12 protein-coding genes and 1 tRNA gene are annotated in these 14,007 nt (G+C 60.2%); 3 read left to right on the top strand and 10 right to left on the bottom strand.

The genetic code is table 11. The features are described from left to right. Nucleotides 1–6: 6 nt before the first annotated feature. Entirely contained in the window at nt 7–882 is an 876-nt protein-coding gene (locus tag NE852_RS02975; RefSeq protein ID WP_008524225.1) for a transporter substrate-binding domain-containing protein, read from the bottom strand. Nucleotides 883–1,286: 404 nt separating this feature from the next. Here NE852_RS02975 and NE852_RS02970 point away from each other — a divergent pair, with 404 nt between their 5' ends. Beyond that, on the top strand, nt 1,287–3,293 hold the full coding sequence (locus NE852_RS02970) for a methyl-accepting chemotaxis protein (protein ID WP_258156185.1): 2,007 nt from the start codon (nt 1,287–1,289) through the stop codon (nt 3,291–3,293). A gap of 179 nt (nt 3,294–3,472) precedes the next feature. Here NE852_RS02970 and NE852_RS02965 read toward each other — a convergent pair whose 3' ends face one another. Continuing rightward, a complete protein-coding gene (locus NE852_RS02965; protein WP_008524233.1) occupies nt 3,473–3,853 on the bottom strand; it encodes a VOC family protein in 381 nt (126 codons plus the stop codon). 412 nt (nt 3,854–4,265) lie between these two features. Between NE852_RS02965 and NE852_RS02960 the strand changes: the two genes are divergently transcribed. Further along, nucleotides 4,266–4,544: a hypothetical protein gene (locus tag NE852_RS02960; protein ID WP_008524235.1), complete on the top strand. Its 279-nt coding sequence runs from the start codon at nt 4,266–4,268 to the stop codon at nt 4,542–4,544. 137 nt (nt 4,545–4,681) lie between these two features. Here the strand turns inward: NE852_RS02960 and NE852_RS02955 are convergent, their stop codons facing one another. From NE852_RS02955 to NE852_RS02930, 6 genes are all read right to left on the bottom strand, one after another. After that, complete coding sequence (locus tag NE852_RS02955) at nt 4,682–5,503, bottom strand: oxidoreductase (protein WP_008524237.1); 822 nt, start codon at nt 5,501–5,503, stop codon at nt 4,682–4,684. Nucleotides 5,504–5,819: 316 nt separating this feature from the next. Next, nucleotides 5,820–6,566: an NADPH-dependent F420 reductase gene (locus NE852_RS02950; RefSeq protein WP_258156184.1), complete on the bottom strand. Its 747-nt coding sequence runs from the start codon at nt 6,564–6,566 to the stop codon at nt 5,820–5,822. A gap of 36 nt (nt 6,567–6,602) precedes the next feature. Beyond that, complete coding sequence (locus NE852_RS02945) at nt 6,603–7,046, bottom strand: MarR family winged helix-turn-helix transcriptional regulator (RefSeq protein WP_008524251.1); 444 nt, start codon at nt 7,044–7,046, stop codon at nt 6,603–6,605. Nucleotides 7,047–7,139: 93 nt separating this feature from the next. Further along, nucleotides 7,140–7,721: a TetR/AcrR family transcriptional regulator gene (locus tag NE852_RS02940; RefSeq protein WP_008524253.1), complete on the bottom strand. Its 582-nt coding sequence runs from the start codon at nt 7,719–7,721 to the stop codon at nt 7,140–7,142. Nucleotides 7,722–7,783: 62 nt separating this feature from the next. Continuing rightward, nucleotides 7,784–10,894, bottom strand: a complete 3,111-nt coding sequence (locus NE852_RS02935) for an efflux RND transporter permease subunit (RefSeq protein WP_008524255.1) — start codon at nt 10,892–10,894, stop codon at nt 7,784–7,786. Next, entirely contained in the window at nt 10,894–12,009 is a 1,116-nt protein-coding gene (locus tag NE852_RS02930; RefSeq protein WP_008524257.1) for an efflux RND transporter periplasmic adaptor subunit, read from the bottom strand. Before NE852_RS02930 ends, NE852_RS02935 begins: the two co-directional genes overlap by 1 nt. A 98-nt stretch (nt 12,010–12,107) precedes the next feature. Between NE852_RS02930 and NE852_RS02925 the strand changes: the two genes are divergently transcribed. Next, nucleotides 12,108–12,695: a TetR/AcrR family transcriptional regulator gene (locus tag NE852_RS02925; protein ID WP_008524259.1), complete on the top strand. Its 588-nt coding sequence runs from the start codon at nt 12,108–12,110 to the stop codon at nt 12,693–12,695. Between the two features lie 19 nt (nt 12,696–12,714). On the opposite strand, the gene NE852_RS02920 is transcribed toward NE852_RS02925, so the two are convergent. Beyond that, nucleotides 12,715–12,788, bottom strand: a tRNA-Gly gene (locus NE852_RS02920). Between the two features lie 59 nt (nt 12,789–12,847). Next, nucleotides 12,848–13,942: a 2'-deoxycytidine 5'-triphosphate deaminase gene (locus tag NE852_RS02915; RefSeq protein ID WP_008524261.1), complete on the bottom strand. Its 1,095-nt coding sequence runs from the start codon at nt 13,940–13,942 to the stop codon at nt 12,848–12,850. Between the last annotated feature and the right edge of the window lie 65 nt (nt 13,943–14,007).

Raw genomic sequence — 14,007 nt, 5'->3', positions numbered from 1 at the left:
GTGGCCTCAGTAGAGCCCATAGGGGAAATAACGCAGATAGATTTCCTGAAGACGGCCGTTGCGCGACAGCGCAGCGAGCGCGTGGTCGATGGCTGACGTCAGCACGCTATCCTTTTGCCGCAGCATGATCGTCATGCCCTCACCGAGGAAATGTTCGGAGAGATAAGGGCCGTCGAAGAGCGCACAGCATTTGGCCGAGGCCGGCGAAGAAACCCAGAAGGAAAGCTGAAGCGCATCGGCAAAGGCGACATCGACTTTGCGGTCCCTGAGTGCGGTAAGCAGGGCCTCCTTGGTATCGAACGGCTCGGCCTTCAGACCCGGAAAGAAAGCGGCCAACATCGCATCGTGCACCGTGCCCCTGACGACGCCGACCGGCAGGGCCGATAGTGCCGCGGCCGTCTTTCCATCGATCGGCGCCGCGAGATTGCGCACGAAGCGCGCCGGCAGCATCAGATAGGGCCTGGAGAAGACGAACTGCCTGCGAAGCTCCGGGGTCACGGCAAGGCCAGCAATGACAGCATCGCCCTGCGAGGCGGCGAGCGCATCTTTGAGATCGGCAAAGGGGATCGCCTGGATCTGGCATTTATCCGATATCTCAAGCTCGCTGCAGATTTCGCGGGCGAGATCGACGTCGAAACCGGAGAGCTTGCCGTTCTGATCGGTGAAGTTGAAGGGTGGAAAATCAACCGATGTCAGGAAGCGCAGACGGACCAGCGAGGAAAGATCCGGTTTGGCCAGGCGTTCGCGTGCATCGAAGAGCAGCGGCAGTGAAGGGGATGCCTGCTGAGCCGATGCTGCAAAACCCGAAAACAATGCCCCGAGAAACAGCCCGAACGCAAGAAATCCCTTCAAAATCAGGGATGGCATCTTGGATTGCATCATCGTGATCCGGTCTCGGGTTGAGCGCAAACGTAACCGAGATGTATCAGAGTCATGGTCGGCGGGGAATATGCGCCCGGGCCGCCCGATCACGCTGTTTCCCTGCCAGAGGTATCCATTTTACGCGAGGAGCGATCTGCCGCTACAGCGAAAAGGCGATTGGCGGCAAGAAGGAATATCGCCGTGATTGTACTTCTTGCAGTATGTCGGGGATAACAGCCCAGCCCCTGGAAATTATGGGCATCCCGGCATTCCGCGTTAGGGCGGAATTAAAGAATAGCGCCTTTATTTGTTGCGACGACATCGGACCCCGCCAGCCGATCGCATGATGCAACCGTCAGCAGCGCTCTGTTCGCAACAATTGATTTCAAAGCGCCGACACGTTCGGCCAATCGGGTGATATTTCCATGCTGAAGCATCTGAAAATCCGCACAAAGATCATATCGGTCGTGGCGCTCCTCGGGCTGATCACGATGGCCGGGCTTTTCTATGTCATCGCCGAGTTCCGTCGTGCGGATACAGCCTATGGCGCCTTCATCGACCATGAAGCGCAAGCCTCGATGCTGAGCGCGCGCGCCAGCGCATCGGTGGTCGCCTCGGTGCTTCAGGTCAGTCTGCTTGCCGATATGAAGCCCGGCACGCCGGAATTCGATAAGACGCTTTCCACGCCGAGCAGGCTGCCGCAGGCCCGTGACCGGATGAAACAGGCACTGGCCCTCGTGCCCAGCCGCAAAGCGGCGATTGATGAAATCCAGGCGGGCATCGACGAAATCGAAGCTCTCTCGGCCAAGATCATCGAGCAGAGCAAGACCAAGGACAGCGCCGGCGCCCAGGCGAATGTCGCCCTGGTCAATGCCAAACTCGATGCGCTGACACCGAAGATGATTGCGAACAACGACGCGATGATGGCGATGCTCACCGACGGCGGCGACACGCTCTCGGCCTCCGTCAACGAACAGATCAACCTCTGCTTCGCCGTGATCGGCATTGCCGTCCTCGCCGCGATCAGCTTCAGCGTCGCCGTGGCACAGACGGGTATTGCCGGCCCGATGGCGCAGTTGCGCCTGCGCATGACGAGGCTTGCCGAAGGCGATACCAGCAGCGATATCAGCGGCCTCGACCGCCGTGACGAAATCGGCCAGATGGCAAAGGCCGTTTCGATCTTCCGCGACAACGCGATCGAGCGCGTCCGGATTGAGGCGCGCGCCGAAGCCGACCGCAACGTCAGCGACGGCGAACGCCGGGAACGCGAGGCGCAGCAGGCGCGCGAGGCATCCGAACTCGAAGGCGCCGTCCAGGCGCTCGGCGATGGCCTACGCCGCCTTGCCGCCGGCGATCTCGCCTCGCATATCGACCAGCCCTTCGTTGCGCATCTCGATGCACTGCGCCAGGATTTCAACAATTCGGTCGAGAAACTCAACGAGACCATGCATACCGTCGGCGCCAATGCCCGGGCGATCAGCGCCGGCGCCAACGAGATCCGCTCTTCCGCAGACGAGCTTTCCAAGCGGACGGAACAGCAGTCTGCCTCCGTCGAAGAGACGGCGGCGGCACTCGAAGAGATCACCACGACAGTGCGCGACGCCGCCAAGCGTGCGGAGGAAGCGAGCCAGCTCGTTGCCCATACCCGCCTCGGCGCCGAAAAATCGGGCGAGATCGTCCGCAAGGCGGTCTCCGCCATGCAGCAGATCGAGCAGTCGTCGGTCGAAATCGGCAACATTATCGGCGTCATCGACGACATCGCCTTCCAGACCAACCTGCTGGCCTTGAACGCAGGTGTCGAAGCGGCGCGTGCCGGTGAAGCCGGCAAGGGCTTTGCCGTCGTCGCCCAGGAAGTGCGCGAACTCGCGCAGCGTTCTGCCAACGCCGCCAAGGAAATCAAGGCTCTGATCACCACATCCGGCACACATGTGCAGACCGGGGTTTCGCTTGTCGGCGAAACCGGCAAGGCGCTCAGCGCAATCGTCCAGGAGGTGCAAGAGATCAACCAGCACGTCCACGCGATCGCCGAGGCCTCGCGCGAGCAGTCGATCGGGCTGCAGGAGATCAACACCGCCGTCAACACTATGGACCAGGGCACGCAGCAGAATGCGGCAATGGTCGAGGAATCGACAGCGGCCAGCCAAAACCTCGCCACGGAGGCAGCAGCGCTCAACAACCTGCTCGGCCAGTTCAGGCTGACGGGCACCGGCGGCTTTGCCGCCGCCGCACCGATCACGCCGGCCCGGCCGCCGGCCGCGGCGCCACGCGCCACTGTGCGCCCGGTTGCCAAGACACCGATCCGTATTGCCAAGGAAGGAACCGCCCGCCCGGCCGCCTCGCCGGCTCGCGCGCTCGGCCAGAAGATCGCGAACGCCTTCGGTACGGGCAGCAGCACACCGTCAAGCAAGGACGCCGATTGGACCGAGTTCTGAGGCGATCGAAACAAGCATGGGAAAGGGCGGCCGCGGCCGCCCTTTGTTTTTTGGGATGGAGCATCTCCGTTTTTCTCCGAATTGCGGAGCTGCTCTATCTCTTTGTTTTCACGCATTCCGGGCAAAAGCGCTTCGCGCTTTGCCTGGCAAAAGCGCTACACATTTTTGCTGGAATTGCTTTAGCCCGGCCGCCAGCCGACCTCGACGAGGATGTTTCCCGGCGCCGTGCAATAAAACAGCCAGCCACCGCGAATAGCGGCAGGCGGTCCGGAAACGGCAGCGTCATCCGCCGCCAGGCGAACATGAAGCTGATCGACATCCGATCTTTCAGCTAGGATAAAGCCGATATGATAGGTTTGCCTCTGCAGCTCGAACTGATCGGCACCGCCGAATTTCGGCAACGGGCGACTGAGAACGACCTCCGTGCCCTGGTCGTCGTAGAGGATCGCCCGGCCGATCCGTTCGTTCATCTCCCCTAATTCCAGACCGAAATAACGCAGGAAGAAATCCGCCGTAGCGGCAATATCGGGCACGTAGAAATCAAGATGGTTCAGGCGCATGACAGTCTCCGTTCGAAAAAAATCCCGGGACTGCTTTTGCCGTCTCCGCACGCCGCCGGGATCCCGCATCTTCATGCGGACCACGTCGCGGGTTCTCGTGCCAGGGCACGGAGCAGAGCTTCTTGAGAGCGCTGCGCTCTCGCGGAAGGGATCGGGCTTACCTCAACCGATCCTGCCTTTTTCGACAATGCCGATCTAGCAGACGGTACAGGTTTCGGCAATGGATGGGTTGCCACACGACTGGCGGAACGGGATTTCCACCCTAATATCAATAGCTGGCCGCCGACTGCTCGATCACGACGTCCGCGGGGACGCTTCCCGAAAGCTTGAAGAGCGGCATGGGCATTTGTGTCGTGAACTCTATCCGGCAAGGAGTAGAGTGATGTCATTCACGGCATTGGGAGGGGTGGATATGAAACCTGCAATCATCGGCCTTGTCGGCACTCTCGTCCTTGCGGGATGCAACAGTGTAACCTACAGCGGCCCCGGCCTCGAACCCATCCCGGGCAGCATCACCTATAGCGGTCAACCGCGCACAAAGCTCACCAAATCGCCCGTCGGTTCAGCCTTCCCGCATGATTTCATCGACCAATACGGCCGGCAGGTCGAGGAAACCTACATCATTCAGCCCGACAGAAGCCTGATCATCGCGCATCGCCAATACAAGCCGATCCGGTTCTTCGGGGATTAGGTTTACTAGGCATCGCTTGGGAGAGATAGAGCGCTCAAATGGAGCTGCGGTCTAAGAGGCAGATGACGTCGTCGAGGTCAGCGGGAACCACTGAAATGATGCTGCTAGCCGACGACGTCTGGAAGTCTAGGCGAAGCTCAGGACGCGCTTCTTTTTCCGAACCCGAATGTCTTTCTCAGACTGCTATCGACCGCGTTTGCCGGCATAAACCTGCGCAGCCAGCTGAGCAGCTTCGCCTGGCCACCGGCCGGTTGACGCATTCGGTATGGACCGTTGATTGCGGCCAAGATCTTTTCTGCTACTGAAAGCGCCGATGGCGCGGTTCTGATCTGGGCCTGTACCGCCTTGATGGTTGCATCGGCCTGCGTCGCATAGGCCCCCAAAGGCGCCTCGGTTTGTGCCGCATTTACATCGAGCTTGGTGTTTGTGAAGGTCGGCTCGAGAAGGACCACGCGCACGTTGAATTCACGAATTTCATGGTCCAGCGACTCGGACAGGCCTTCGAGCGCATGCTTGCTGCTGGCATATATTCCCATGAACGGTGCCGGCAGGAAGCCGAGGACCGAACTGATATTGATGATCAGTCCGCTGCGGGCGGCGCGCATGGAGGGCAAAGCAGCGCGAATCATTCGCAACGGACCGAAAACGTTGGTATCGAATACCGCTTGAGCTTCGGAAGGCGACGTGTTTTCGACAGGGCCGACCAGCGAAACGCCGGCGTTATTGATCAGGACGTCAATCTTGCCCGCCTCGGACAAAACCCATTGAACAAAATTCGAGACCGAGACGTCATCGGTCACGTCGACAATCCCATAGCGCACGCCGGGAATGGAATTGACGCGCTTCGGGTCACGTACGCCCCCAAAGACCTGGAAACCGTTTTGTGCAAGAAGGCGGGCTGAAGCTTCGCCTATTCCGGAGGATGCTCCGGTGATAACGACGACTTTATTTGTGGACATGCATGCTCCTGGCTGGGCGCGATTACGTGCTTCGATAGAAAGGTCAGACTCCTTACCCTGTCGCAAAGACAGCTTTCTAGAACCTGGCATCCAAGCACGTAAGATTTCAATCGACATCTATCCTTGCTTTAGATGTCAATCGAAATATAAAATCAAGCACTTTTTGCTCTACGGAGATTTTTCCGACGATCGCGCCTCCAAACGTGCCGGGGCATGACGGCGAGCCCGAAGGCCCCGCCGTCATGAAGGGTGGGAGGGACGCTGGAGCGCCGCGATGGACCTGGACGATAGGCCATGCAGCAAGAGCTCACCGAATTCAGGATTTCGGAGCGGCAGTCCCCGCTCGGTTTCGAGCGACCATTTCATCATGAGTCAAACTCGCGCCTACCGCGAAGAATTCATTGATCAGCGCATCGCGATTGTTGGCTGCGCGGGATCGGTCCGCCGATCGCAGCGCTTCTTTCAGCTCACTTGTTGCGAGCTCGGTGCAATAAGCGGGGGTGCCGGGTTGCTGACGCCAGGACGCCGCCAGCCCTCCTGTATCCAGCGCTTCGAAGCCGATGGCCTCAACCAGCTCTATGGCAATCGCCTTTGCTTCCGGAGCGTCGCCCGCAACCGGAATGGCGATGCGTCCATCCGTGCCGTCAAGCCGTCCCTTCTCCGCCAGCGTTGCTGCCAGCACGGCGTTCCAAGTTTTGATGACGGGCCGGCCGATTTGCCCGCTCACCCAAACGCTTTCGGGCATGCCGCCATCGACGTCCGCGATCGCACCGTCGCGAAACGGATAATAGTTTGACGTATCGATCACCACGACCTCTTTAGCGACATCGCCGAAGAGCCCACCGAGATCGCGATAGTTTCCGAACGGGATCGAAAGAACGACCACGTCGACGCCCTGGACGGCTTCTTCCTTCGAAACGGCAGCCGCTCCGATATCGCCGGCAAGATCGCGGATGGTGTCCGGCCCCTTTGAATTGGCAAGCTTGACCTCGTGACCGCCGGCGGCGAGTTTTCTCGCCAGAGTCGCGCCGATATTCCCGGCGCCGATGATTCCGATCTTCATAGGATGTCCCTTCTCTGATGTGGAAGTAGGCCCGTCTCAATCGCGGGCGGGGCGAGCAAATGCGTGCAGAGTGTCGCGCAGATCGACCAGCCCCTCGTCCGTGAGCTGGCAAGCCGTCTTGATCTTGGCGGTGACGGCCCAAAGCTCCTCGCGCAGCGATTCACCTATCTTGGTAAGATGGATGAGCACCCGCCGCTCGTCCTCGCGATCGCGCGTGCGGGTCACCATGCCGGCCGATTCCAGACGCTTGAGCAACGGCGTGATCGTTCCCGTGTCCATAGCGAGCTTTAAACCCAACTCCCCTACGGCGCGGGGCGTACCGTCATAAAGTTCCAGCATCACCAGGTACTGCGGGAATGTCAGGCCGAGCGGCTGCAAATATGGCTTATGAAGGCGCGCCATCCGATTGGCTGCGCCATAGAGCGCAAACGAAAGTTGGGTGCCTACCGCGTGGCGGGATGCGATCTTGTTGTTCGACATGGCTTTACCTAGCGTACTTTTATCTAGCGCACTAGATAATGACTTCATCGGAGAGCACAAGGTCGGCAGCCATTAATTACGCGCCTGTGCCTTTCAGGCAGGCGCGCGGTCTGACTTGCCGAGAGCCTTCATGATAAAGCGGATTTGCGCATCCAGGCTCACTGCAGTGGGCTCACCCTCCCGGACGCGCTGCTCAACCAGGATCGGATGGAAAAACGGCAAGAACGCGGTATTGATGCCTTCTGCAGCTTCGTCGGCGTCTTCGACTTTGAACTCGCCTGTTTGGACACCCTCGCGGACAAGTGCCTTGAGGATTGTCAGGATTTGCACATTATGCGCATTGATGGTTGCCCAGCTTCCATCCATGGCCGCTACGAGCAACTCGTGCATAGGCCTGTCCTCCACCAAGGTTCTCGTGCTGTGCCGATGGATGGCGGTTAAAAGATCAACCAGCCTTTCGCTCGCCGGCGCATCCGTTTGCGCGATCGCCAGAGCGATTTCGGCAACCTCTTTGACAACAAGTCCGCAGACAGAACTGTTGATCGCTGTCCTTGAAGGAAAGAAGCGATAAACATTCGCGCGGCTCATTCCGAGCTCCGAAGCAATGTCGGCGACTGACGTCTTATGGTAGCCAACCCGGCGAAAATATTTTTCCGCGACCTCAAGAATTTGCATCCGTGACTGCTCAACGTCGCTTCTATCGGGTCCGCGAAAGTCATTGCCACCGCCAGAGAACATCACTCGGCAGCCATTGCCGTTGGTAGCTCCACCTTCTTCGGTGAATTTTCATGACTTTCATTTTCCGTCGGCTTGATGCGGAACCATGTGGCGTAGAGAGCGGGAAGGAAGAGCAGGATCATCACGGTCCCGACCGCCGTTCCACCGATCAGCGTGTATGCCATCGACCCCCAGAACACCGAGTGGGTGAGAGGAATGAAGGCAAGGACGGCCGCAAGAGCCGTCAAGACGACGGGACGTGTCCGCTGCACCGTCGCCTCGATGACGGCGTGATAATTGTCGAGACCGGCTGCCTCATTCTCCTTGATCTGTTCCGTCAGGATCAAGGTGTTGCGCATCAGGATTCCAGCCAGTCCGATCAATCCGAGAATGGCATTGAAGCCGAAGGGCTTGTCGAAGAGAAGCAAGACCGGAACCGCCCCGGCAAGGCCGAGCGGCCCCGTCAGCATGACCATGGTCATGGTCGACAGGTTGCGGACCTGCAGCACGATAACGATGAGCATAGCGGCAATCATCACCGGGAAGACTTTGACCAGGGCGTCGTTGGCCTTGAGCGATTCCTCGATGTTTCCGCCCATCTCGATACGATATCCCACGGGAAGCGAGGCAATCAGCGGCTGAAGCGCCCTCAGAACCTGCCCTGATACTTCAGGCGGCTGTGTCGCCTCGTTGATATCCGAACGGATCGTGATGACGGGCGTTCGATCGCGGCGTTTCAGGATCGGTTCTTCAAACCGGATTTCCGAGTGGCCGATCTGATCGAGCGGAACCTGTCGCCCATCCCGGCTCATCAGCGAGAAGTCCGCCAATCTTGAGGGATCAAGCCGGTTGTCGCCAGCACTACGTGCGATGACAGGCACGTTGCGAATATTCTCGCGAACCTCCGTAATCGGAATTCCGCTCAGCAGCAATTGCAACTGCTGGGCTGCCTCGGCCGGCGACAGGCCGATCAGGTTCAACCGATCCTGGTCGGGAACGAAGCGCAGCACCGGCGTACGGTTGCCCCAATCGCGGTTCGCCTGGCGCACATCCGGCACGCTCTTCATGATGTCGAGGGCTTTCTCGGATATCTGGTACAGTTGCTCCGGATCAGGGCCGGTGATCCGGAACTCGACCGGAAACGGCGTGTAAGGACCGAAGACGAGCTGCGTGACGCGGACATAGGCCTCTGGGGCAAGCCCATCCGAAACGGCAGTGCGCAGGCGAAGCTTCAAGACCTCGCGTGTGTGAGCATCAGGGGTCAGCACGACGATCTTGGCGAAAGACGGGTCCGGCAATTCCGGCGCCATGGCAAAGAAGAAGCGGGGAGCGCCCTGGCCGACATAGCTGGTGACTGTCTTCGCCTCCGGCTGCTTCTGCAGCCATTCTTCGAGCTTCGTAACCGTTGCCGTCGTCGTCTCGATGCTGGTGCCTTCGGGCATGCGGACTTCGACGAGGACTTCGGGACGGTCCGACGTCGGGAAGAACTGCTTTTTCACCGCGCCCATTCCGACGACGGAGGCCCCCATGGCGATGACGACCACCGCACAGGTGAGGAACTTGTGGCGCACGGTAAATTCGATCAGCCGCCGCAGGCGCCGGTAATTCGGGGTGTTGTAGATGGCGTGATGGCCGCCTTCGACCGGCTTGATCGCCGGCAGCATCTTGACGCCGAGATAGGGCGTGAAGATCACCGCGACAATCCAGGAGACGATTAGGGCAAAGCCGACGACCCAGAAGATGTTGCCCGCATATTCGCCGGCGGTCGATCGGGCAAAGCCGACCGGCATCAGCCCGATGATCGTCACGAGCGTACCCGACAACATAGGGGCTGCGGTGTGGCTCCAGGCATAGGCGGCCGCCTTGATGCGATCCATACCCTCTTCCATCTTCACCACCATCACCTCGATGGCGATGATGGCGTCGTCGACCAGAAGCCCGAGCGCGAGGATGAGCGCGCCAAGGGTGATGCGATCGAAGAACCGACCGGTTTCCAGCATGATGAGGAAGACGACGGCAAGGGTCAGCGGAACAGCCAGAGCGACGACGATGCCGACACGCCAGCCGAGACTGACGAGGCTGACGAACAATACGACACCGAGCGCCATGGCGAATTTCAGCATGAACTCGCCGACGGCTTCGTCGATGTTGACGGCCTGGTCGCTGACCTTGGCGAGCGTCATGCCGAGCGGCAGGGTCTTTGCGATCGCGGCGGATCTTTCTTCCAGCGCCTTGCCGAGTTCCAGACCATTCCAGCCCTGTTGCATCACCGCGGCAAGCATGATCGCGGGCTCGCCGTCATGGCGAATGAGATAGGTGGCCGGATCTTGGTAACCGCGCCGTACTTCGGCAAAATCCGAGAGCTTCAAGGTGCGCCCAGCGGCGACGATCGGCGTGTCTGATATCGCCTGGATGCTATCATAGGCGCCATCGAAGCGAATGAAGACCTGCGGGCCGCGCGTATCGATCGATCCTGCCGGCGTCACGGTGTTCTGCCGCTGCAAGGCGGCCGCGATGTCCTGGGCCGAAATGCCGAGAGTGGCGAGCTTGGCATAGGAGAATTCTACGAAGATCTGTTCGGGCTGCTCTCCGAGGATGTTGATCTTCTTGACTCCCGGCACATGCAGGAGATCCTGGCGGATCACCTCGGCCTGGCGTACGAGCTCGCGCATCGGCATGCCCTTGGCCTTCAGCGCATAAAGCCCGAAGCTGACATCGGAATACTCGTCGTTGACAAAGGGACCGAGCACGCCCCTCGGCAGGTTGCGGACCTCGTCTCCAAGCTTCTTTCGGGCCTGATAGAATTCCTCCTCGACGGCCGCGGCCGGCGTGCTGTCCTTCAGTGTGACGGTCAAAAAGGCGTAGCCCGGCCGCGTTGTCGTCTCGACGCGATCGTACCAAGTAAGCTCCTGGAGGCGCTTCTCCAGCGGCTCAGCGACAAGATCCTGCATTTCGCGCGCTGTCGCGCCCGGCCACACGGCCGTTACCGTCAAGGTCTTGATGGTGAAGGAGGGGTCCTCCGCGCGTCCAAGCTTGACGAATGCATAAGCGCCGGCGGCGGCCAGCAGAACGATGAAAAACAGCGTGACGGCCCGCTCGCGAACGGCGAGCGCGGATAGATTGAAGTTCATCAGTTTACCGCCTCTGCCTGTTCCACCTTGGTGCGCACGCTGGCGCCGTCCTGCAGCAGATGGGCGCCGAGAGCGACGACCGGCTCGCCTGCATTGACGCTGGAAACCACCGCGACCTCCTCACCCATCTGTTCTATTTTCACCTGTCGGAAGTGGACGGTCGAAGATTCCTCATCGAATACCCAGACGCCGGTTCGACTGCCATCATCCAAAACGGCGCCAACGGGAACCGCGGCATGCGATTGGCCGCTGCTGTTGGAGATTCTGATCGTCACGGTCGCACCAAGCGGGGCCGACGCTGCCGCGCCGTCCAGAACCCAGCGGGCTTCATAGGTGCGGGTCTGGGGATCGGCGGCGTCGGAGATCTGCCGCAGCCGCGCCTTGTCTTCCCGGCCTTCCTTTCCATAGATGCTGGCGTCGGCTACCTCGCCGAGCTGCGGCCGAAGGAATTCGGGAAGCCAGACCAGCGCCTCGCGCGGGCCGGCCTGTGCGAGCCGGACCACGGTTTGTCCTGCCATCACGACTTGCCCCGGCTCTCCGAGCGTTTCGACAACCGTTCCGTCAGTATCGGCAACCAGGACGGAATAGGCGGTCTCGTTTTCTGCGACCTTCGCATCCGCTTCCGCCGCGGCAAGCTGCGCGGTCGCGGTGTCGAGTGCTGCCTTTGCCTGCTCATAGCGCTGCGGGGTCGCGGCCAATCCGTTTTTCACCAAAGCGGCGTAGCGTCTCTCGTCTGCTTGCGCTTGGGTCAGCATAGCTTCAGTTGCAGCGACCGCGTTTCGTTTCGCCGTCAGTGCGAGACGCAGATCGGTCTCGTCGATGCGCATCAGCGGCTGGCCGGCCTTGACCTGCACGCCAACGTCCACATAGCGCTGCATGATCTTGCCCGGCACACGAAAACCGAGATTGCTCTGCACCCGGGCGGCAATGGTGCCGGTGAAGGTACGTTCGGCTGTCTCCGGGCTCGTTGCCTCTATCAGCTTGACGAATGGTGGCGCGATGCGGGGATCGGCGGCTTGCGCGTCCCTTTTCGCGGGCTCCCCGAAAAGGACGAACGCCGTGGCGCCGGCAGCCGCCAGAAGGCCGAAAGAGGCGAAGAGAATTTTGCGGTTCATGTCATTAACCCTTATTGACGGGCGCAGCTATTCGTTTAGATTGCGATCTAACTCTAATTCTGGTATAGATGTCAAATGAAATCTAATTGGAGATCGCTATGAGAGTCAGTCGGGCTCAGGCCGAGGCCAATCGTGAAACGGTGATCAATGTCGCAAGCCGGCTCTTCCGGGAGCATGGCTTTGATGGGATCGGGCTGAAGGATTTGATGAAAGGTGCCGGCCTCACTCAGGGCGGATTCTACAAGCAGTTCGAATCGAAGGATGATCTTGCGGCGCTGGCATCCGGGCGAGCGATGGAGAGCGCGGTTGGCAGGTGGTCAAGGGTTGCCGCCGGAAGCGCCGATCCCTTCGGCGCGGTTGTCGGCATGTACCTTTCGACCGGGCACCAGGAAGAGAAAGGCGATGGTTGCCCCTTGGCAGCGCTCGGGTCCGACGCGGCGCGTCAGAGTGAGGAGGTGCGAATTCCCTTCCAGAATGGCATCGAAGCGCACCTTCAGATTCTCGACGAATTGATCCCGACATCGGACGGCACGAAACCTTATGACAAGGCCATGGTCGTGCTGTCCCTCATGGTGGGCGCCGTAACCATTTCTCGCATCATGACCGATCAGGCCATGTCGGAGCGTATGCTCGAATCCGCTGCTGATGCAGTCAAGTACATCGCGGGCGACAGAAACGAAAAATGAGATCAGATGAATGAGCAGCTGGAGCGGGTGAAGGGAATCGAACCCTCGTATTCAGCTTGGGAAGCTGCTGCTCTACCATTGAGCTACACCCGCGTTGAGCTGAGATTTCCAACAGATGGGGGCCGCTGTCAAGTCGCGGCAGGTGCAAGGCTTCAGATGCGGAAATGCTTCGAGAGCTTAAGGCCCTGGGCCTGGTAGTTCGAGCCGAGGCCAGAGCCGTAGAGGCTTGCGGGCTTTTCCTGCATGTGCTCGTAGACCAGGCGGCCGACGATCTGGCCGTCTTCGAGGATGAAAGGCACTTCGTGGCTGCGCACTTCGAGCACGGCGCGGCTGCCGCGCCCGCCGGCCGGCGCATGGCCGAAGCCCGGATCAAAGAAGCCGGCATAATGGACGCGGAATTCGCCGACCAGCGGATCGAAGGGGGTCATTTCGGCGGCATAATCCGGCGGCACATGCACGGCCTCGCGCGAGACGAGAATATAGAACTCGTCGGGATCGAGGATCAACTCGTTGCGGCCGCGGCTATAGAGCGGTTCCCAGAAGTCGAAGATGTCGTGCTGATCTTTCTTGTCGACGTCAACGACGGCGGTGTGGTGCTTGCCGCGATAGCCGATCAGGCCGTCCTTGTCTCCGGTCAGGTCGATCGAGAGCGCAATGCCGCCACCGGAAACATTGGGCTGCTTGCTGGCGACCAGCGTCTCGCTTTCATGCAGCTTTAAAAGCTCCGGCTCGCCGAGCAGTGCCTGGCCGACGCGGAAGCGGATCTGCGACAGGCGCGATCCGCGGCGCACGACGATCGGGAAGGTGCGCGGGCTGATTTCGAGATAGAGCGGGCCCGCATAGCCGGCCGGGATCTTGTCGAACTCCTGGGCGTAATCGGTGATGACGCGGGTGAAGATATCGAGCCTTCCGGTCGAGCTCTTCGGATTGGCCGAAGCGGACATATCGGCCGGGAGCGCCAAGCTTTCCATCAGCGGCACGATATAGACGCAGCCGGTTTCGAGCACCGCACCCTCGGAAAGGTCGATCACATGCAGGCTTAGCCGGTCGAGCTTGTCCGACACCAGATGCGAGGGGCCTGGCATAAAGCTGGCGCGCACGCGAAAAGCCTTGGCGCCCAAGCGCAGATCGAGACTGGCCGGCTGGATCTGGTCGCGGTCCAGCTCCCGCTCGGAGATAAGACGCCCCGTTTCGAACAGCGCCGAGATTGCGCGGTCAGCCAGAATTCCCGTTTCGCGAGCCATCATGCCCCATCCATCATTTGCCGCCGACAAAACCAAACTCGGGGAATTGACGCAAGCAGCTAACAGCA

This window comes from Rhizobium sp. Pop5, from assembly GCF_024721175.1.
Taxonomy (GTDB): Bacteria; Pseudomonadota; Alphaproteobacteria; order Rhizobiales; family Rhizobiaceae; genus Rhizobium.
This window is presented reverse-complemented; position numbering and strand designations above follow the sequence as displayed.